Origin of the sequence: Streptomyces pathocidini (assembly GCF_001418495.1) — a bacterium.
GTDB classification, from domain to species: domain Bacteria; phylum Actinomycetota; class Actinomycetes; order Streptomycetales; family Streptomycetaceae; genus Streptomyces; species Streptomyces pathocidini.
Genome location: NZ_LIQY01000006.1, coordinates 1 through 20,555, shown reverse-complemented (window position 1 = coordinate 20,555; position 20,555 = coordinate 1). Strand labels below are relative to the sequence as shown.

Genomic DNA, 20,555 nt, shown 5'->3' with positions numbered 1-20,555 from the left:
GAGCCCACCGTCATCACCAACACCGAGGGCACCAGGACCACCCCGTCCGTCGTGGCCTTCGCCAAGGGCGGCGAGGTGCTGGTGGGCGAGGTCGCCAAACGGCAGGCGGTCACCAACGTCGACCGCACGGCCCGCTCGGTCAAACGCCATATGGGCGAGGCCGATTGGCACTTCCCCGAGCACGGCGACATCGACGGCAAGCGGTACACGGCCCAGGAGATCTCCGCCCGGGTCCTGCAGAAGCTCAAGCGGGACGCCGAGGCCTACCTCGGGGAAGACGTGCGCGAGGCCGTGATCACCGTGCCGGCGTACTTCAACGACTCCCAGCGCACCGCCACCAAGGAGGCCGGGGAGATCGCGGGCCTGAACGTGCTGCGGATCGTCAACGAGCCGACCGCCGCCGCCCTCGCGTACGGCCTGGACAAGGAGAACGACCAGACCGTGCTGGTCTTCGACCTGGGCGGCGGCACCTTCGACGTGTCGCTGCTGGAGATCGGCGACGGGGTCGTGGAGGTGAAGTCCACCTCCGGGGACACCCACCTGGGCGGGGACGACTGGGACCAGCGGATCGTCGACCATCTCGTGCGGCAGTTCAAGAACGGCTACGGCGTGGACCTGTCCAAGGACAAGATGGCCGTGCAGCGGCTGCGGGAGGCGGCGGAGAAGGCGAAGGTCGAGCTCTCGGCCGCGACCGAGACCTCCATCAACCTGCCCTACATCAGCGCCTCTTCGGAGGGGCCGCTGCATCTGGACGAGAAGTTGACGCGGGCTCAGTTCCAGCAGCTGACCGAGGATCTGCTCGAGCGCTGCAAGGGCCCCTTCCACCAGGCGGTCAAGGACGCCGGGATCGAGGTCTCCGAGATCGACCACGTGGTCCTGGTCGGCGGCTCGACCCGCATGCCGGCCGTGGCCGACCTGGTCCGGTCCCTGACCGGCGGCAAGGAGCCGAACAAGGGCGTGAATCCGGACGAGGTCGTGGCGATCGGTGCCGCGCTGCAGGCCGGTGTGCTGAAGGGTGAGGTCAAGGACGTCCTGCTGCTGGACGTCACCCCGCTGTCCCTCGGTATCGAGACCAAGGGCGGCATCATGACCAGGCTGATCGAGCGCAACACCACGATCCCCACCAAGCGCGCCGAGATCTTCACGACCGCCGAGGACAACCAGCCCTCGGTCAACATCCAGGTGTTCCAGGGCGAGCGGGAGATCGCGGCGTACAACAAGAGGCTCGGGATGTTCGAGCTGACCGGCCTTCCGCCGGCCCCGCGCGGTGTGCCGCAGATCGAGGTCACCTTCGACATCGACGCCAACGGCATCATGCACGTCGGTGCCAAGGACCTGGGCACCGGCAAGGAGCAGCGGATGACCGTCACCGGTGGCTCCGCGCTGCCGAAGGACGACATCGACCGCATGGTCCGCGAGGCCGAGCAGCACGCCGAGGACGACCGCCGCAAGCGCGAGGCCGCCGAGACCCGCAACCAGGCCGAGCAACTGGTTCACCAGACCGAGAGCCTGCTGCGGGAGAGCGGCGACAAGATCCCGGCGGACGCCAGGTCCGAGGTGGAGGCGGCCGTTTCGGAGCTGAAGGAGACCCTGGAGGGCGACGACACCCAGGCCATCCGCACCGCCACCGAGAAGGCCGCCGCGGCGAGCCAGAAGATCGGCACCGCCCTGTACGCGCAGGCCCAGCAGGCCACGGCCGCCGCCGGAGCGCCTGAGGGCGGCACGGCCGAGGGGGCGGACGAACAGGACGTGGTGGACGCCGAGATCGTCGACGAGGAGGAGCCGAAGGGCGGCCGCAGCTGAACCGGCCGGGCGACGATCCGGCCGGACGGCGGCTACCGGCTGCACGGCGGCCGGCTCGGCCTGGGTCCCGCCCCGGGCTCAGCCCGAGTCCCTGACCCGCAGTTCCGGCATGAGTTCCGCATGGTGGGGGGAGGCCGCGGGGTCGGCGATCCGGCGCAGGAGGAGTTCGGCGGCCGTGGCGCCGACGGCGTGCTTCGGGGTGGCGATCGAGGTCAGCGGTACGTCGGCGAGTTCCGCGACCTCGTCGTCGTACGCGATGACGGCCAGGTCCTCGGGGATGCGGATACCGCGGGAGAGCAGGCGGGGCACGGTCACGACCGCGTCCAGTCCGGTGTGCATGACTACGGCGGTGACCTCGTGCTCGGCGATCGCCGAGCACAGGCTCTCCAGGAGCTGGTCGCGGCGCTCCCGCTCGGGCAGTTCGCTGACCGTGACGAGGGGCGGAAGGGCGGAGCCGGCGAGGTCGAGGGCTTCGAGGGCGGCCCTGTAGGCGGTGCCGAGGCGGCGCGCGTAGAGATTGTTGACCACGGTCAGCAGGATCCGCCGGTGGCCCTGGTCCGCGAGGCGCTGGACGGCCAGGCCGATGCCGTGGCCGTGGTCCGTGCTGACCCGGTCGAGACGGGCGAGCGGGTGCAGGGGCGGGACCCACCGTTCGGCCAGCACGGTGGGCACGTCCTTGTCGAGGATCCAGCCGTCCCCGGGACCGGCCTCCCCGGTGGGCCAGCTCGGGATGAGGATGAGGCCGTCGGCGCCGTCGGCCAGCAGCTTGTCGGCCTGGACGGCGTCCTGTTCGGGGGCGTAGCGGGTGGTGGAGACGACCAGGCGTGCGCCGTGCGCCGCGGCGGTCCGGCGCGCGCTGTCGATGATGTCGCTGAAGTAGTACTCGGTGTTGGGCAGGACCATGCCGAGCGTCAGCTCCTCGGAGCGGAGGGCGGCCGCGTTCACCGGCAGTACGGTCTCGGGGGTTCGCCGCAGCTCGCCCCGGGACTCCAGCTCCTCGACGTCCTGGCGCATGGTGACGGCGGAGACGCCGAAGGCGGCGGCCAGGTCAACTACGGTCGCCCGCCCCAGTTCGCGCACCTGCTCAAGGACGCGTTCCCGTCGCTGATTGGGCTGAAGCCGCACGTCATGCCCCCTGGCCGATCCTCAGGCCGGCCCTCCGCGAGCCGGCTGCCCGTACCTTACGCGTGCCCGTACGGCGACGAGTGGCCGCGGACCGCCCCGCGGCCGGTCCCGTCACCGGAGGACCCGCACCTCTGCCAGACTCAGCACGGCGGGCTCGGATCCGGCCCGTTGGACGCGGACGTACCGCCCGCCCTTGCCGACCTTCACGACCGTGGGCCTGCCCGCCGTCCCGGTCTGCCGGTACGCGGTGACACCGGGCTGGGCCAGGACGTCGGCCAACTTCCCCGAGGCGAAGGGGTTGTCGGAGACCAGGACGTGGTAGTCCGTCAACGCCTCCGCTCCCTCGTCCGCGGTGCCCCACACCTCGACGGAGCCGAGGGCGACGCCCTCCCCGAGGTCGGTCTGCCACCACGGCCCGACCTCCTTCTCGGTCGAGCTCGCGGCGCCGTCGGGGTTCCCGTCGACGGCCCTCTCGGCGGTTCCGCCACCGGCGGTGCTGGACTGCTCGGCGGGCTGGCCCTCGGCCAAGTGCCCCTGGGCGGGCGGCAGGACCTGCACCTCGGCCATGGCCAGATAGCCCGCCTCCTCGGGATCGCCCAGCTGGATGCGTACGTAGCGCCCGGCGGCGCCCACCGGGACGGTGGTGGTACGGCCCGCCACGCCTTCGTACCGGTGCGACCACACATCGCCGCGGCTCAGCAGCTCGTCCAGACCCGCGCTGCCGAAGGGCCGGTCGGAGACGAGGACGGAGAAGTCGTGCAGCCGCTGGGGGCAGCAGTCGACGCGGTTCCACAGCACCACGTGGCCGATGTCGGCGGAGGCGCCGAGGTCGGTCTGCCACCACGGCTGCCGCTCCTGGAGGGTGTGCGCGACCGAGCCGTGGCCCCAGACGCCGTCGGTGTTGCCGTCGGTGGCGCGCGAGGCGGCGCCCTGGGTGCTGGACTGCTCGGCGGGCCTGCCGAGCGCGAGGTTGGTGCGGATCAGCGAGGCGGACGCGGTGTCGGTGACCTCGGACGGCTGGAAACCGCCGTCGGTGGTCGCGGTGGCGGCGAGCCGCACGTCACCCGCGGGTGCCTTCTCCGGAGCCGTCACCTTCCAGGTGGTGAGGGCGCGTTGGCCGGCTCGCAGCCGCTCGGCGGCCGGTGGGGAGAGGAGTTCCGCCTGCCAGCCGTCGGGGGTGTCGAGCGCGAGGCGCAGCCCCTCGGCGGGCCGGTCGGCCCACCAGGTGAAGGCCGCAGTCACTTCCTGGCTGCTGCCGGGCATGAACGGCCCCCGGGGCGGGGTGAGATGGAGTGTGGGCAGCTCGCTGCCGCCGCGGGGAGCGGCGGAGCGGGGCCGGAAGGACGCCAGGTCGGAGGTGTCGTAGGAGACCTGGCCCAGGGTGAGGGCCGAGCCGTGGACGCGCGCGGCCGGGACGGTGCCCCGGCCGGTGGCCAGCACGATCCGGAAGTCGGCCTCGGTACCGGTGCGGGTGATCCGGAAGGCGCCGTTGGAGGTGGACATGGCGGCTCCGGACGGGGCGAGGAGCCAGCCCTTGAGCCAGGCGTCGTCGCGCCGGAAGAGGAAGGTCCGCGCCCCGTTCTCCTCCTGGCCGTACGTGATGTCCACGCCTGGTTCGGGGGAGAGCTGCCAGTCGACGCGGTGGGCGGTGCCGTCGGCGAAGCGGTCGTGCAGGGCGATGACGGCGTCCGCGCCCGCGACGGGCCGCAGGTCGGTCACCTGCTCGCGGGTGGCCGTGTCGATGCCGTAGTCCTGGTGGGCGTCCAGGGAGAGGAATCCGCCGCCCTGCCCCTCGTACGCGCGGGCGTCCCGGGTCGTGCCGCGGCCGGGGGTGACGCCCTGGGGCACGGCCCGGTCGTCGATCAGCGGCTTGGAGAAGAGGCTGAGCGTCGTGTTCTCCTTGGCCGGCATCCGCGCCCAGGTCGTGCCCTGGCCGATCAGGGACAGGCCGAACGCCTCGGGCTGGCTCCACCCCATGTGGCCGCGGTTGCGGTTGGTGGCCCCGACCAGGACGTCGTCGTCGCCCTGGGTGCGGTTGCGGAAGTAGTAGCCGCCCTCGGTGTCGTCCAGGAGCGCGGTGCGCAGCGCGGGGAAGGAGTCGGGGTCCTTGGCCGGGACCTTTTCCGGCCAGGCGACCAGGGCCGAGATGTCGCCGGGCACGGAGCCGCCGATGCGGGTCGAGGCGTGGCCCGCGGTGTGCTCGTACAGCCAGCGGTACGCGGACTGCGTCTGCGGCGAGCCGGTGCCGAGCAGCTGCGGGCTCGGGGTGCCGTAGCGCTCGCCCACGCCGAACTGCGCACGGTCGCCGGTGGGGCGCAACGAGTGGGTGCGCAGGGCGAGTTCGGCGATCGCGGGCCGCTGCCAGGCCGCGTCGACCGCCCTGACGCCCGAGCTCTGGAGGGCGCGCACGGCCGGGCCGGCGGTGCCCATCGAGTAGTTGGTGTAGTCCCAGCCCTCCTGGCTCCAGCCCGAGTCCCCGTAGGACTCGTCGAGGTAGCGGCGGACCTCGTCCACAAGGACGGGCAGGCGGCGCTCCTGGAGCCCCATGTCGCCTTCGCCGCGCGCCACCAGGACGGTGAGGAGCTCGGCGCCGCGGTGGATGACGACCCAGTTGCTGCTCTTGTCCGCGTCGGAGTCGATGTTGCCGTGGTGGACGGTGCCGAGGTACGCGATGGCCCGCTTGAGCGACTCGCGCGCCTCGGCCCGCTGGGCCGGGGTCCAGCCGTCGTAGGCGAGGTCGTAGGCGGGGGCGAGCGCGGTCATGGTGTTGCCGACCTCCAGCGTCTGCTGGGTGCGCAGCACCTTGGCGGCCTGCTGGAACAGGGCGAACGCCTGGTCCGCGTACGCCTGGTCGCCCGTCACCGCGTACGCGAAGGCGGCGTCGCGCGCCGATCCGCCGCCGCCCTCGAGACTGCCGAGGACAGCCTCCCAGGTCTTCCGCGGTGTCCCGGGCTCCTTGATGATCCGCCGGACCTTGGCCAGTTGGTCCGGGGTGACCAGCCGCGGGTGCGCGGTGCGGGCCGGGGTGGCGGTGGCCAGCACCTCGCCCTCGGCGTCGACGAGCGCGAAGCCCTTGGCGTTGCCGCCGTGCGGCCGATACGTGACGGCGCCCTCGGTGCCGTCCGAAGCGCCCGCCTTCCGGGTGCCGTTGAGCCGGCCCTCGGCGACCTGCGCGGAGCCCGCGTACACCGTGAGCGGAGTGGCCGCGCCCGCCTCGGCCCGCCAGGACAGCCGGATGCCGCCGTCGAGGGGGAGGGCGGTCAGCACGCTCGTGCGCTGCTTGTCCACGGGCGCGGCGGCGACCTGCGCCCGGACACCGGCCGAGGTGGCCAGGGTGGTGCCGTCGCCGCTGATCGCCGAGACCCGGTACCACGGCTCGCTGCCCGCCTCGGCGGTGTTGTCGAGGTACGCGGTGACGTCCGGCAGCCGGTAGAGGCGGGTGGCGGTCGTGGGGTCGAAGTCCTGGCCCGCCGTGCTGCGGTGGACCTCGTAACCGGTGATCGAAGAGGGCGAGGTGGCCGTCCAGCCGAGTTCGACGGTCCCCTCGGGGGTCGGCTTGGCGGTCACCGTCACGGTGGGGGTGTCCGCGGTTGCCGCGGTGGCGGGGGTGAGTCCGAGCGCCATGGCCGCTATGACGGCGAGCCGGCCGAGCACGCCGCCGAGCCTTCTTGCCGGGCGGCGTCTGTCCTGCGGGTGAAGTGCCCTGATAGGCATGTCCGGTCCTCCGTGGTGCAGGGGTGGAGGCAACGGCCGGTCGCGCGTGCGCGCGACACCGGGAACCGATGCCGTGGAGGAAGCCGGAACGCTTCGTGAGGGCCGAGAAGCCGCGCCATGCGGCGGCGGCCGACCGTCGCGGCACAGTAGCGGACGCCCGCGCGCGGCGTCCAGAGACCGTGCGCCGGGCCTCAGGAGGTGGTCGAGGCGCGGATGTTGATGCGCGGGGCGAGCAGCGTCTGCTGCGGCGGCACGTGGGCCGCGCCATCCCGCAACCGCCGGACCAGCAGCGCCGCCGCGGTCCTGCCCACCGCGTGTCGCGGCGGGGCCACCGCGGTCAGCGGCACGTTCGCCAGCGCGGCGAACGCGTCGTCGTACGAGACCAGGGCGAGGTCCGCCGGGATCCTGAGCCCGCGGGTACGGGCCGTCTCGGCCAGCAGGACGGCCTGTTCGTCGGTGTGGACGATCGCGGCGGTGGCCTCCGAGGCGATCACCTCGTCCAGGAAGGAGCCGAGCAGGCGGGCTTCCCCGGGCACGTGGTCAAGCACCCGGGGCGCCTCGCGGGACAGCCCGAAGACCTCCGTGGCCGTGTCGAGACCGCGGGCGAGCCAGCCGGTCGTGGGGGTCGCGGTGGCGAGCAGGGCGATCCGCCGGTGGCCGAGGCCCGCGAGGTGGCGCGCCGCGCTCAGTGCGCCCTGCTCGTGGTCGGACGTGACGTGGTCGAGCGCGTCGAGACCGGCCCTGGGATCCCGGCGGCGCTCCACGATCGTGACGGGGACGGGGAGTTCGGCGATCCACTCCAAGGACGAGCCGGCTTCACCGAGCGGGGCGCTCGGGGTGAGCAGCAGCCCGTCCACCCCGCTGTCGAGCAGCCGTTCCGCCTGGATCCGGTCCTCGCCCAGGTCGTAGCAGGAGACCCCCAGGCTCAACCGCGCGCCCATCGACTCCGCCGCCGAGCGGGCGCCCTGGATCACCTCGCGGTGGTAGTGCGAGGCGGCGGGCACGACCATGCCGACGGTCCACCGCTCCCCGTGGCCGTGAGCCACGACCGGCTGCCGTCCCGGCGCCTGCCGCGCGGCGCGCGGCAGCGTCGCCCCGCCGTGCACGCGGGCGACGAGACCGCCTTCCGCCAGGACGTTGATATCCCGTCGGACCGTCATCTGCGACACGTCCAACCGCTCGGCGATCTCGGTCACCCGGACCGCGCCGTGCAGCCGTACGGCGCGCAGGATCGCTTCCTGCCGCTGTGCGAAGAGCACTCCGAACTCCCTTCCAGTGTGCGCGTCCGGGACCCTACCGCTGATGTTTGATTTTGTGCGAGATGGGATCCAGTGGTTGACCGCTCATGAAGTCCTGAGGAGCATCCCGACTCGGAGCCGGAACACTCCGTTCACCCGAACTCTCCCTCCGCCCCGGGCAGCGCCCGCACGCGGCAAGAACGTGGAGGAATCCGCATGACCCACCTCGCGCGGCTGCGCCGCGACCGCGCCCTGGTACTCCTGATGGCACCCGGCATCGCGTACTTCCTGGTCTTCCACTACGTGGCGATGTTCGCCAACGTCATCGCCTTCAAGGAGTACGTGCCGTTCGTCGGCGTGGGCGGGAGCGCCTGGGTCGGTCTGGACAACTTCCAGGCGCTGCTGGGGGATGCCGGGTTCTGGGCGGCGGCGCTCAACACCGTGCTGCTGTCCCTGCTCCAGATCGTGTTCTTCTTCCCGCTCCCGGTGGCCCTCGCGATGCTGCTGTACAGCGTCACCCGGGGCAGCGTACGGAAGTTCGTGCAGAGCGTCGTCTACCTGCCGCACTTCGTGTCGTGGGTGATCGTGGTCGCCCTCTTCCAGCAAGTGCTGGGCGGCGCGGGCCTGTTGAACGGCCTGTTCGGGGACGGCAACGCGCACCTGATCGATGTGATCGGCAATCCGGACGCCTTCAAGCCGCTGATGGTGGTCGAGCTGGTCTGGAAGGACTGCGGCTGGGGCACCATCATCATCCTCGCCGCGCTCCACAACGTGGACGACGGGCTGTACGAGGCCGCGGCAATCGACGGTGCGGGCCCCTGGCGCCGGTTCTGGCACGTGACCCTGCCGTCCATCCGCGCCGTGCTCGTCCTGCTGCTGATCCTCCGCCTCGGGGACGTGCTGACCGTCGGCTTCGAGCAGATCCTGCTCCAGCGCGACGCGTTCGGCGCCGACGCCGCCGAGGTCATCGACACCTTCGTGTACTACCAGGGCATCGTCCAGGGGAACTGGGGCTTCGCCGCAGCGGCCGCGCTGTTCAAGGGCCTGGTGGGCGCCGTCCTGGTCTTCTCCGCCAACAAGATCGCTCACCGCCTGGGCGAGCAGGGGGTGTACCGCTGATGAGCCTCGCAGTCTTCGACCGGAAGCCGGACTCGGCCCCGGACCGTTCGGAGGGCCGGACCCCGGCCCCGCGTCGTACGGACCGCAGGACCCCACCCCCGCGCCGGACCGGGCGTCCGGCCTGGATGGAGAAGCCGAAACCCCTCACGCGCGCCGGGAAGGCCGTGGCCCTCGCCCTCACCGTCGCCCTGGTCGTGATCCCCTTCTGGGTCGTCCTCGCCACCAGCTTCGCCCCCGACCAGCAGGTCGTGGACAACGGCGGTTGGGCGCTCTGGCCGCAGGAGTGGTCGTTCAAGGCCTACGACAAGATCCTCTCCGGGGGAGTGGTCACCCACGCCCTGCTGGTGTCGGCGGGCGTCACCGTCTTCGGCACTCTCGCCAGCCTCGTCTGCACCGTGTTCCTCGCCTATGCCCTGGCCCGGCCGGGCGTCGTGGGCGGCAAACCGGTCATGCTGATGGTCCTGTTCACCTTCCTCTTCCCGCCCGGCATGATCCCCAGCTTCCTCGTCGTGGACGGCCTCGGGCTGCGCAACAGCTACTGGGCGCTCGTACTGCCCGTACTCATCAGCGCCTTCAACCTGGTGGTGATCCGCGGCTTCTTCCAGGGCATCCCCGAGGAGCTCTACGAGGCGGCGCGGCTGGACGGGGCGGGCGAACTGCGCACGCTGTTCACCATCGTGCTGCCGCTGTCCAAGGCGGTCATCGCCGTGGTCGGCCTGTTCTACGCGGTCAGCTACTGGAACGACTTCTTCCGCGCCGTGCTCTACCTCGACGACGCAGGGATGTGGCCCCTGCAGACCGTCATGCGGCAGTACGTGACGCAGGGCCAGAACCTCACCGACGACGCCTCCGCGGCCGGGCTCGCGGTGCAGGCCCCGCAGACCATGCGGATGGCGGTCGTCGTCCTCGGCACGGTCCCGATCCTGTGCGTCTACCCGTTCGTCCAGCGCTACTTCGCCAAGGGCGTGCTCACCGGCGCCGTCAAGAGCTGACCCCGGCTGCGAAGAGCCGGCACCCGCTCTCCCTCGAACCACCGCCCTCTCCCGGGCCTTCACCTCCCAAGGAACACCGCCATGACGTCAGGCATCTCGCGCAGATCCGTCCTGCAGGCCATCGGAGCGGGCACCGCCCTCACCGCCACGGGTACCGCCCTCACCGGCTGCTCCGGCGGCGGGAGCACCGGCGCGGACATCGGCAACAAGGGCAAGAAGCTGGCCCCTTGGCCGACCCACCTCCCCTTCAACGGCCCGAAGCCGAACCTCGCCCCCACCAAGGCGGGCGTCCAGGCCGCCTACCTGACCTATCCGCAGGACCTCGTGCGGGCCGTGGCCGAGAGGCCGGGCGACGGCAAGAAGGTCACCGCGGTGGTCATGTCCTATGCCGCCCCGCCCACGCCGCTGGCCAAGAACAAGCTGCACCAGGCGCTCAACAAGGCGCTCGGCGTCGACCTCCAGCTGACGATCGTGCCGCCGGACCAGTACGTGGCCAAGCTGTCCACCATGATGGCCAGCGGCGACCTGCCCGACATCATCAGCATGAACGCCGGCGGCTACTTCCTGCCCAACGAGGCCCGGTTCGCCCTCTCCCAGTGCGCCGACCTCACCGAGCACCTCTCCGGCGACGCGGTCAGGAAGTATCCGAACATCGCCAACATCCCCACGTACTCCTGGGAGGGCATGGGCCGCATCCAGGGGAAGATCTACGGCATCCCGATCGAGCGCCCGCTGCCCTGGATCGGGATGGTCTGCAACCGCGATCAGCTGGAGAGCGCCGGCATCTGGGTGCCGGAGGTCGGGGGCCTGAAGGCGGCCGACCTCACCAAGGGCGCCAAGCAGCTGACCGGCAAGGGCAAGTGGGCCTTCGGCGCGGCCAACACCGGCGAGTTCGGCTGGCTCGCGCACGCGGCCAACCACGGCGCGTCCAACATGTGGGCGGTCAAGGACGGCGCGTTCAGCCACACCCTGGAGAGCGAGGAACTCCGGGCGGCGCTGGAGCAGATGGCGGCCTGGCACAAGGACGGGCTCTACCGCGCCGACGCGCTCTCCATCGACGGCGCCACCTCCGCCACCGACATGGAGAACGGCAAGATCGCCATCAAGACCGACTCCGTCTGGTTGCAGGACCTCGCCCGCAGGACGAAGGACAAGTTCACGGCGGACGTGGCCCGGCCCTACGCCCCGGCCAACGGCGCCGAGTACCACCACTGGTTCGGCAACGGCTACTTCAGCTACACCGCCCTGAAGAAGGCCCCCAAGGCGCGCGTCGAACTGCTGCTGCGCGTCGTGGACTTCATGTCGGCGCCGTTCGGCTCCAAGGAGTGGGAGCTGATCAACTTCGGCGTCGAGGGCACCCACTTCGAGCGCGGCCCCGGAGGCGCCCCCGAGCCGACCGAACTCAGCCTCGCGGGGGAGAACACCAACACCCTCGCGGTCAAGACGATCGGCGCCGCACCGCAGGTCATCTACCCCTACGGCTTCGACGGCGACACCGAGGTCATCAAGCGGCACCATGCCTGGCAGCAGGACATCGTGCCCACCGGCATCGCCAACCCCGCCCTCGGGTTGCGCTCGGCGACCTGGTCCACCAAGGCCACCACCCTCGACAAGCTGCGCGCCGACGCCATCAACGCCGTCGTCACCGGCAAGCGCCCGCTCTCCGACTGGGGCGGTGTCGTCAAGGAGTGGCGGAGCAAGGGCGGCGCGAAGGCCGCCGAGGAACTGGCCAAGGAGTACGAAGCCGCTGGGTGACCGGGCCGCCCAGGTCACACCCGGCCGAGATCTCCGGCCGGGCCCGCCCCTCCCGAACCGCGGGCCCGGCCGGGCACATCCCCCACGGGCGACCGCACTTGCGGTCGTGTCATGGGCATGTAAGGAGCCGCACGTCGCGGCTCTCCGGACAACGCCGTCAGGAGAATCCCCATGCAGCCGACCGCACGAGCACCCCGGACCTCCCCCCACCGCACCCGCCCACTCGCCGCCACCGCCGCGGTCATGGCCCTCGCCGCACTGCTCACCACGGGCCCCGCGCACGCCGAGCCCGCCGCTTCGTCGATGATCGACCCTGCCACGCCCGCCGGAGTCCAGCCCTACGGCGAGAACGGCACCAAGGCGCTGGTGTGGAGCGACGAGTTCGACGGCACCGCCATCGACACCTCGAAGTGGTCCATCCGCGAGCAGAACCGCGGCTCGCACAGCGGCATCACCTGGTGGTACCGGGCCGCGAACGTCCGGACCGACGGCAACGGCGCCCTCGCCATCGACCTCAGGAAGAACAGCACCAGCGAGTACTCGGGCGGCCGCATCGACAGCCAGGGCAAGCACGAGTTCACGCACGGCAGCTTCGAGGCCCGCATCCACACCCCGTACCAGACCAACGGCCATCTGGCGGCGTTCTGGCTCCAGTCCGCCAACCAGGGCCACGTGGACGGCTCGGCCCGCGACGGCGCCGAGATCGACGTCTTCGAGGGCGCCCACCAGGCCGACAACTACCCGGTCACCGTCCACTACGACGGCTACGGCGCGGACCACCAGTCCAACACCGCCAACGTCAGCGCCCCCGGTCTGCACAGCACCTGGTACCACACGTACAAGCTCGAATGGACCCCGACCGCGCTGAAGTTCTTCTACGACGGGACCCAGGTCCGCACCATCACCGACCCCAACCTCATCAGCCAGGTCCAGGAGTTCCCGATCCTTTCGCACGAGATCCTGGCATTCGCCGACGGCGACGTGCAGAACGCGCCGCTGGACGCCAACTCCACCGTCTACGTGGACTACATCCGCGTCTGGCAGTAGCTGCGCGCAACCCGCGGGGGGCGGCGTCCACGGCGGACGCCGCCCCCGCGGTACGTGCGGACCTCGCCACCGCCGCCGTCGCGGCGGCGCGGCTACTGCGCCCACGGCGAACGCAGCCCCGCGGCCAGCCCGTACCGCCCGTACCGCCCGTACCGCCCGTACCGCCCGTACCGCGCACACCGCGCACACCGCACGCGGCGAGGACTCCCGCGCGCCGCGAGGATTCCGCATCACCACGACCACGCGGCCGTGGTTCCCCGAGGCCGGACTCGGGGACTCTCCCACCGCGTCGTCGGCAGCCTCTCCGGCCGGGGAGTTCCCGGCGTGGTCCGGGTCGGGGCGGAGTCCGGGAAGCTGAGCGTCCGGTAGACCGCCACGCTGCCCGCCAGCTCCGTGCACGCCTGCGCCGCCGCGGTGGCGCGGTGGGTGTACGCGGGGTCCGCAGTGTCCAGCAGCACGCCCAGGGTCGTACCGCTGTGGCCCACCGCGATGCCCAACCCGCCGACCTCGCGGCAGATGTCCCGCATCGGCTCCAGGGACCGCTTGTGCCGCAGGGGCTGGTTCATCAGCGCGCTGCGGGTCGCGATCCCGCCCACCTCCGCGAGGTCGCGGCGGCGTACGGCGCCCGCCAGCCGGTCGAGCAGGCGGGCGTATTCGGCGCGGTCGGCGGTCGTGAACGGCTTGGGGGCGCGGTTGAAGTCGATCGTGTCGACGGCCCCGCCCTCGTCGATTCCCACCACCGCCATCGCCGGGAGCGAGCCGAGGACGGCCCGCAGTCGGACGGTGCGGTGGTGGAAGGCGACGATGCCCGGGTAGAGGACGCCGTCGGTGGGCTCGATGCGCGCCAGGAGCCCTTCGATCCGGGAGGCCGGCATCTTGAGGCCGAGGGCGTGCCCCACCGCCCGCGCGGTGGCGACCAGATCGGCGGAGGAGCTGGCCAGCCCCTTGCCTTCCGGAATCAGGCTGTTGACGGTCAGCAGCCCTCCCGCCGGCCACCGGGCCTCGTCGAGGATCATGCGCGCGAGCCGCCGCGCCTTCCGCTTGCGGGCCGGCCGGACCACCACGTCGGCCGCGTCCGGATCCGGCCGGAACGTGGCTCTCGTCCACCGGGCGACGGGGAGCGTCACCAGGAAGTCCCCGTCCTCCTCGGGCAGTACGCCCTGGAGCAGCTCGCCGAACGTCCCGAAGGCGGTGCCCATTCCGGTGCCCACTGGTCCCCGTCCGGGCGCGCGAGTGCGCGGCAGAACCTCCTGGGACAGCTTCATGGCACTCCTCTCCGTGTCTTCCGGCCATCGGCCATGGCATCCCGCCAACGGCATGTCGTCCGGTCATCGCCGAACTCGTCGTGCCGATCGAAGCACAGCCTATCGGTGTTGACAATCATTTTCATTTAATGTGATGCTCTGGCCTCGGGTTGCCGCCCATACCCCCGGAACGAGGAGACGGCATGCACGCGCACGTAGCAGAGGCCATCAAGAGACCCGATCTCATATCCCTCCAACCGGGCCTGGCCTGCCTGCGGTTCGAGACCATGAAGGTCTACTCCGCGCTGGGCGCGGTCCGGCACCTGCTGGAGACCGGGGCGGTCGAGCGGGGCGACACCCTCATCGACAGTTCGAGCGGCATCTACGCGCAGGCGCTGGCGCTCGCCTGCCACCGCTACGGGCTGAACTGCCACATCGTGGGATCCACGACCGTGGACCGGACCCTGAAGGTCCAGCTGGAGATCCTCGGCGTCACGCTCGAACAGGTGCGGCCGTCGAAGAACCTGCGCCTGGACCAGGAGCTGCGGGTGCGGCGGATCGCCGAGATCCTGGCGGAGAACCCCTCGTACCACTGGATGCGCCAGTACCACGACGGCATCCACTACCTCGGCTACCGCGATGTCGCCGAGGAGATCGCCCGCGAAGTCCCCGGCGGGCCGCTGGCGTTGGTGGGCGGAGTGGGCTCCGGCGCCTCGACCGGCGCCATCGCCACCTACCTGCGGGAGGCGGGCCGCGACGTCTCGCTCGTCGGTGTACAGCCCTTCGGCAGCGTCACCTTCGGCTCGGAGCACGTCTCGGACCCGGACATGATCATCGCCGGGATCGGCAGCGCCATCGCGTTCGGGAACGTCCGCCACGAGCTCTACGACCGGATCCACTGGGTCAACTTCGACTGCGCCCTCTCCGGTGCCGTCCGACTCCTGCGGGACAGCGGGATCTTCGCGGGCCTGTCGACCGGCGCGGCCTACCTGGCCACCCACTGGGAGCGCCGCGGGGACGACTCCCGCACCCACGTCTTCATCGCGGCCGACACGGGCCACCGCTACGTCGAGAGCGCCTACGCCGAGCACGCGCGGGCGCAGGACTTCGACGCTCTGGAGCCGCACGACATCACCTCGCTCGACGAGTTGAGGCACCCCTGGTCGGCCACGTCCTGGCCCGGGCTCGCCGCCTCACGCGCGGCCTGAGCCGAGACCGCCACCCGGGTCGACTTCACCCCGGGGCGGCTCCACCAACACCACCGCCCGCCACCTCGCGCCGCCTGAATCTTGTCAACTGCTCCTCAACAAGCAGGAGTTGACCGATCCCCATGACTGCCGCACCACCCACCACAACCACGAGAGACACCCACATGCCGCACCCCACGCCCCAGACGGTCGCCGAACTGACCGATGCCGTGCTGTCGGGCGCCTACGGCCCCGATCCGAAGGACCTGGCCGTCACCAGCGCGTTCTGGCTCTACCACACCACCCGGCTGGCCGAGGCCCAGGTCACCTACCACAACCACTACCTCGTACTCCGTGCCGGCCACTCCTTCGGCGCCTGCTCCTTCGAGGCCGGTGAACTCGCCCCCGACTTCTGCGAGAACGCCTCCGGCCACTCCCTCGACACGCTGCTGCGCGACGCGTCGGCCCCGGTCCGCGTCGCCGCGCTCGACGCGTACCTCTCCCAGGTCCGGCCGCACCGCGAAGCGACCGAGGCCGAGCCGGTCACGCTGCCCGCCGGCACGCCGGAGGTCCGCGCCGCCGCCCGCGACGCGAGCATCGCCGGGCTGCTCGACATCGAACCGGGCGCCGCGGTGGCGCTCATCGGCGTCGTCAACCCGCTGGTCGCGGCCATCCACGACCGGGGCGGTGTCTGCCTGCCCTGCGACCTGAACCTGCGCACCACCGCGTGGGGCGAACCGGTCACCGACGACATGACCGAGGTCCTCAAGGAGGCCGACGCCGTCGTGGCGACCGGCATGACCCTGAGCAACGGCACCTTCGACCTCATCCTCGAACACTGCCGGGAGCAGGGCGTACCCCTGGTCGTGTACGCGCAGTCGGGCAGCGCGGTCGCCCGCGCGTTCCTGCCCGCCGGGGTCACCGCCCTCAACGCGGAACCGTTCCCCTTCTCGCAGTTCAGCGCCGACGAGACCGTCATGTACCGCTACCGGACCGGCCGTCCGGGCCCGGTGGCCGGGGAGGAGGAGTGAGCATCGACGCCAAGGACAGCGCCGCGGCCCCCGAAATAGAGGAGCTGCCGGGCGACCTGAGGATGGCCCGTGCCCTGTGGCCCGTCCTGCTGGCCTCCGCGGTCGGCCTGCTGCCGTTCACCGTCTTCAGCACCTACCTGGTGCCGATCGCCGAGGAGGCGGGCAGCAGCGTCGCCGCGATGGGCGGACTCCGCGGCCTCGGCGGCCTGGCCGCCCTGGCCGTGGGCACCGCGCTGGCCCCCCTCATCGACCGGGTGCGCAAGGAGTGGGCGGCCGCGGGCGGCCTGCTCGCCCTCGGCGCCTCGGCCGCCCTGGGCGCCGGCGGGGAGCTCCTGCTGCTCGCCACCTTCTGCCTGCTGGCCGGCGCGAGCACGGCCGTACTCAACCCGGCCCTCACCGCGGCCGCCGCCGACCGCTTCGGCAGCGGCAAGGCCGCGGGGCGCGCCGCCACGCTCGTCACCGCGACGACCTCCATGACGGCCATGCTCGCGGCCCCGCTCGTCGCGCTGCCCGCGCTGCTGTGGGGCTGGGAGGGCGACCTGCTCGCCGTCACCGCCCTCGCGCTGCCGCTCGCCGCCGTCTTCCTGGCGCGCGGCAGGAAGGGCGGTGGGGGAGGGGCCGCGGACGGCCAACGCCCGGGCTACCTCGCCTCGTTCAAGGCCCTGGCCGCCGTACGCGGCGCGGTGCCGCTGCTACTGATCTCCTTCCTGCGCACCGCGGTCTTCATGGGCTACCTCGCCTATCTGGCGGCCTACTACGACGACCGCTTCGAGCTCGGCCCCGGCCCCTTCTCGCTGGTGTGGACGCTGAGCGGCGCCTCGTTCTTCGTCAGCAACCTGTTCACCGGCCGGGTCACCAACTCCGCCCGATCCCGGATCGGGACCGAACGCCTGCTGGGCATCGGCCTGTTGGCGGCGCTGGTCTCGGTCGTGGGCTTCTACTTCACGCACTGGCTGCCGCTCGCCCTCGCGATGACCTCGCTGCACGCGGCCGCCCACGCGGTCGTCGCGGCCTGCGCCGTCAGCCTGCTCGTACGGCGTTGCGGGTCGCTGCGGGGCGCCGCGCTGAGCCTCAACTCGGCGGGCCAGAGCCTCGGCGTCTTCGCCGGTGCTGCGCTGGGCGGCGCGGGCCTCGGCCTCGCCGGATACCCGGGCGCCGCCGCCGCGTTCGGCGCCCTGGTCGCCGTGGCGCTGGGCGCCGCCCTCCTGGTCTCCCGCACGGGCACGGAGCGGGATCGGGGCCGGTCGACGTGACCACCACCGTGCAATCCGCCCTGAGCGGCGCGAACCGAGAACCCGCCGGGCGCGTGCAAAAGGACCGGCTCACCTCCCGTACGGGCCTGGCGGTCACCTGTGCCGCGCTGCTCGCGGCTCTCCTCGTCTCCGCCGTCGTGGCCATCGGACTCGGGTCCGCCGTGGTCACGCCGGGGGAGACCGCCCGCTACCTGTGGGCGGCCCTGAGCGGCGGGCGCATCGCGGCCGACGAAGTGACGGCATATCAGATCGTCTGGCAGATCCGCACCCCGCGCGTGCTGCTGGCGGCGCTCGTCGGGGCCGGGCTGAGCGCCATCGGCGTCGCCATCCAGGCCATGGTCCGCAACGCCCTTGCCGACCCCTTCGTCCTCGGTGTCTCCTCGGGCGCCTCCGTCGGCGCGGTCGGCGTCACGGTCACGGGCGGGCTGGCGGCGCTGGGGATCCACGCGGTGTCCGCCGGGGCCTTCCTCGGCGCCCTGGCCGCCTCGCTCCTCGTCTACGCCGCCTCCGCCGGCCGCGGGGCGCTCTCCCCGCTGCGCCTCGTGCTGACCGGCGTGGCCATGTCGTTGGGGTTCCAGGCCCTGATGAGCGTGATCATCTACCTCGCCCCGGACAGCGAGGCGACCAGCATGGTCCTGTACTGGACGATGGGCAGCTTCGGCGCCGCCACCTGGGGCGCGCTGCCCGCCGTGGCCGCCGCCGTCCTGCTGGGACTCGCCGTGCTCCACCGGTACAGCCGGGCCCTCGACGTCCTGGCACTCGGCGACGAGACCGCCGCGAGCCTGGGCGTCAGCCCCGACCGGCACCGCAAGGGGCTGCTCGTCCTCGTCTCGCTCGTCACCGGCGTCATGGTCGCCGTCAGCGGCGCCATCGCCTTCGTCGGCCTGGTGATGCCCCATCTCGTCCGCATGGTGGCCGGCGCCACCCACGCGCGCGTGCTGGCCGTCGCCCCGCTCACCGGGGCGGTCTTCATGGTCTGGGTCGACCTGGCGTCCCGGACCCTGGTGGCCCCGCGCGAACTGCCGCTCGGCGCCATCACCGCGCTCGTCGGCGTACCGGTGTTCATCGCCCTCATGCGGCGCAAGGGCTACCTGTTCGGAGGCCGTTGAGATGGAACTGACCCTCGACGGGCTCTCGGTGGTCACCGACGGCAGGAGCCTCGTACGCGAACTGTCCCTGACGGTGCCGAGCGGACAGGTCGTGGGCCTGATCGGCCCCAACGGCAGCGGCAAGTCGACGGCGCTGCGGTGCGTGTACCGCGCGCTCCGGCCCAGCTCCGGCACCGTCCGGGTGGGGGAGGAGGACCTCGACCGGCTGACGATGCGGCGCAGCGCCCAACTGGTCGCCGCCATGACCCAGGACGGCGCCGTCGACCTCGACTTCACGGTCGAGGAGGTCGTCGCGCTCGGCCGCACCCCCCACCTGCGGGGCAACCACGCCCTCAGCGGCCGGGAACAGGAGCTGTGCGAGCGGGCGATGGACCGGCTCGACATCCGCCACCTCGCCCGGCGCGGGGTCCTCACCCTGTCGGGCGGGGAGCGCCGGCGCGTCCTGCTGGCCAGGGCGCTCGTACAGGAACCGAGGATCCTGGTCCTCGACGAGCCGACCAACCACCTGGACGTACGCCACCAGGTCGAACTGCTCTCGCTGCTACGGGACTCGGGGCTCACCGTCCTGGTCGTCCTGCACGACCTCAACCTCGCCGCGGCGGCCTGCGACCGCCTCGGGGTGCTCTCCCGAGGCCGCCTGGTGGCCTCCGGGACGACCGGGGAGGTGCTCACCACGGAGCTGGTGGACGAGGTCTTCGGCGTCAAGGCCAGCGTCGTCGCCCACCCGCTGACGGGGCACCCCCAACTGCTCTACTCGCTCAACTCCCCTCTGTGAAAGGCCGTATCGCACCATGCCCATCACCGGATTCCCCCGCTCCGCCCGCCGGAGCACCGCCCTCGGGTCGGCGCTCGCCGCCGCCCTGCTGCTCGGCGGCTGCGGCGCCGAGGCCGAGCCGGACGCCGAGGCCGGCAAGGTCACCGTCGACCGGTGCGGTGAGCCGGTCCAGTACACGACCCCCGAGCGGGCCGTCGCCTACGAGGGCGGGAGCGCCGACAAGCTGTTCAGCCTGGGCCTGACCGACCGCGTGCACGGCTATGTGATGCCGCCCGCGAACCCGCCCGTGGAGGAGTCCCCGTGGGCGTCGGAGTACGCCAAGGTCAAGATGTTGAGTGACGACCTCCTCAACAAGGAGCTCGTCGTGGCGGCCAAATCCGACTTCGTGGTGGCCGGCTGGAACTCCGGCTTCAAGGACGAGCGGGGGATCACCCCCGAGATCCTGGACAGGCTCGGGATCCAGAGCTTCATGCACACCGAGAGCTGCTTCAACTACCCCAAGTACCCGGAGAAGGTCACCCCGTTCGAGGCCCTCTACACCGACCTCGAACGGCTCGGGAAGATCTTCAAGGTCGAGGACCGGGCGGACGAGGTCGTCGGCGCGCTGAAGAAGCGCGTGGCGGCCGTCGAGGAGAAGGCCCCCAAGGGCGACCCGCCGCCCGTCTTCCTCTACGACTCGGGCACCGACCGGCCGTTCACCGCGGGCAACCAGGTCCCGCCGAACGACATCATCAAGTCCGCCGGCGGCCGGAACGTCTTTGACGGCCTCGACCAGCGGTGGACCCAGGTCAACTGGGAGGCGGTCGCCGAGGCCGAACCCGAGGTCGTCATCGTTCTCGACTACGGCGACCAACCCGCCCAGAAGAAGATCGACTTCCTGAGGAAGTCCCCCCACACCAAGGAGCTGCCCGCCGTGCGGAAGAACAACTTCTTTGTCCTCGACTACAACGAGGGCATCAGCGGCCCGCGCAACATCGACGGCCTGGAGAAGTTCGCGCGATACCTCCGCGACCTCGGGAACTGACCGTCGATCCGGCCGCCGATCGGGCCGCCGATGGGCCGAGTCCGAGCCGGCAGCCCCGGACCCGGCCCGGACCGGCCTCGGACTCGGCCCGGACCGGCCTCGGACCCGGCCCGGACCCGGCCCCGGACCCGGCCCGGAC

General features: G+C 71.9%; 15 protein-coding genes. 11 read left to right on the top strand and 4 right to left on the bottom strand.

Going from position 1 to position 20,555, the window contains the following annotated elements; all coding sequences use genetic code 11:
• A partial coding sequence (gene dnaK, locus AOK16_RS00490; protein ID WP_055470188.1) for a molecular chaperone DnaK occupies positions 1 to 1,803 on the top strand: 1,803 nt, incomplete at its 5' end.
• Between the two features lie 78 nt (positions 1,804 to 1,881).
• Here the strand turns inward: dnaK and AOK16_RS00485 are convergent.
• The 3 genes from AOK16_RS00485 to AOK16_RS00475 form a co-directional block, all read right to left on the bottom strand.
• Positions 1,882 to 2,928: a LacI family DNA-binding transcriptional regulator gene (locus AOK16_RS00485; protein ID WP_055470187.1), complete on the bottom strand. Its 1,047-nt coding sequence runs from the start codon at positions 2,926 to 2,928 to the stop codon at positions 1,882 to 1,884.
• 111 nt (positions 2,929 to 3,039) lie between these two features.
• Positions 3,040 to 6,642, bottom strand: a complete 3,603-nt coding sequence (locus tag AOK16_RS00480) for a galactose-binding domain-containing protein (RefSeq protein ID WP_157859038.1) — start codon at positions 6,640 to 6,642, stop codon at positions 3,040 to 3,042.
• 191 nt (positions 6,643 to 6,833) lie between these two features.
• The gene (locus AOK16_RS00475) at positions 6,834 to 7,901 is read right to left on the bottom strand and encodes a LacI family DNA-binding transcriptional regulator (protein ID WP_055470185.1); all 1,068 of its coding nucleotides are present in this window, start codon (positions 7,899 to 7,901) and stop codon (positions 6,834 to 6,836) included.
• Positions 7,902 to 8,096: 195 nt separating this feature from the next.
• Between AOK16_RS00475 and AOK16_RS00470 the strand changes: the two genes are divergently transcribed.
• The 4 genes from AOK16_RS00470 (at position 8,097) to AOK16_RS00455 (ending at position 12,793) form a co-directional block, all read left to right on the top strand.
• Entirely contained in the window at positions 8,097 to 8,999 is a 903-nt protein-coding gene (locus AOK16_RS00470) for an ABC transporter permease (RefSeq protein WP_240483304.1), read from the top strand.
• A 125-nt stretch (positions 9,000 to 9,124) separates the two neighbouring features.
• Positions 9,125 to 9,991, top strand: coding sequence for a carbohydrate ABC transporter permease (locus AOK16_RS00465; RefSeq protein WP_055470184.1), 867 nt, complete (start codon positions 9,125 to 9,127; stop codon positions 9,989 to 9,991).
• Between the two features lie 81 nt (positions 9,992 to 10,072).
• Positions 10,073 to 11,746 carry an extracellular solute-binding protein gene (locus tag AOK16_RS00460; protein ID WP_055470183.1) on the top strand — a complete coding sequence of 558 codons (1,674 nt, stop codon included), beginning with the start codon at positions 10,073 to 10,075 and terminating at the stop codon, positions 11,744 to 11,746.
• Positions 11,747 to 11,917: 171 nt separating this feature from the next.
• Positions 11,918 to 12,793 (top strand): glycoside hydrolase family 16 protein, encoded by an 876-nt coding sequence (locus AOK16_RS00455; RefSeq protein ID WP_055470182.1) that lies wholly within the window; start codon positions 11,918 to 11,920, stop codon positions 12,791 to 12,793.
• A 230-nt stretch (positions 12,794 to 13,023) separates the two neighbouring features.
• Here AOK16_RS00455 and AOK16_RS00450 read toward each other — a convergent pair whose 3' ends face one another.
• Positions 13,024 to 14,058: a GHMP family kinase ATP-binding protein gene (locus AOK16_RS00450; RefSeq protein WP_079100901.1), complete on the bottom strand. Its 1,035-nt coding sequence runs from the start codon at positions 14,056 to 14,058 to the stop codon at positions 13,024 to 13,026.
• Positions 14,059 to 14,240: 182 nt separating this feature from the next.
• Between AOK16_RS00450 and AOK16_RS00445 the strand changes: the two genes are divergently transcribed.
• From AOK16_RS00445 to AOK16_RS00420, 6 genes are all read left to right on the top strand, one after another.
• A complete protein-coding gene (locus tag AOK16_RS00445; protein WP_055470181.1) occupies positions 14,241 to 15,245 on the top strand; it encodes a pyridoxal-phosphate dependent enzyme in 1,005 nt (334 codons plus the stop codon).
• 164 nt (positions 15,246 to 15,409) lie between these two features.
• Positions 15,410 to 16,255, top strand: a complete 846-nt coding sequence (locus AOK16_RS00440; protein WP_055470180.1) for a Rossmann-like domain-containing protein — start codon at positions 15,410 to 15,412, stop codon at positions 16,253 to 16,255.
• Positions 16,252 to 17,508 carry an MFS transporter gene (locus AOK16_RS00435; protein WP_055470179.1) on the top strand — a complete coding sequence of 419 codons (1,257 nt, stop codon included), beginning with the start codon at positions 16,252 to 16,254 and terminating at the stop codon, positions 17,506 to 17,508. Before AOK16_RS00440 ends, AOK16_RS00435 begins: the two co-directional genes overlap by 4 nt.
• Before the next feature lie 53 nt (positions 17,509 to 17,561).
• Positions 17,562 to 18,617, top strand: coding sequence for a FecCD family ABC transporter permease (locus tag AOK16_RS00430; RefSeq protein WP_240483303.1), 1,056 nt, complete (start codon positions 17,562 to 17,564; stop codon positions 18,615 to 18,617).
• 1 nt (position 18,618) lies between these two features.
• The gene (locus AOK16_RS00425) at positions 18,619 to 19,392 is read left to right on the top strand and encodes an ABC transporter ATP-binding protein (protein ID WP_055470178.1); all 774 of its coding nucleotides are present in this window, start codon (positions 18,619 to 18,621) and stop codon (positions 19,390 to 19,392) included.
• Positions 19,393 to 19,408: 16 nt separating this feature from the next.
• A complete protein-coding gene (locus AOK16_RS00420) occupies positions 19,409 to 20,416 on the top strand; it encodes an ABC transporter substrate-binding protein (protein ID WP_055470177.1) in 1,008 nt (335 codons plus the stop codon).
• Positions 20,417 to 20,555: the final 139 nt, after the last annotated feature.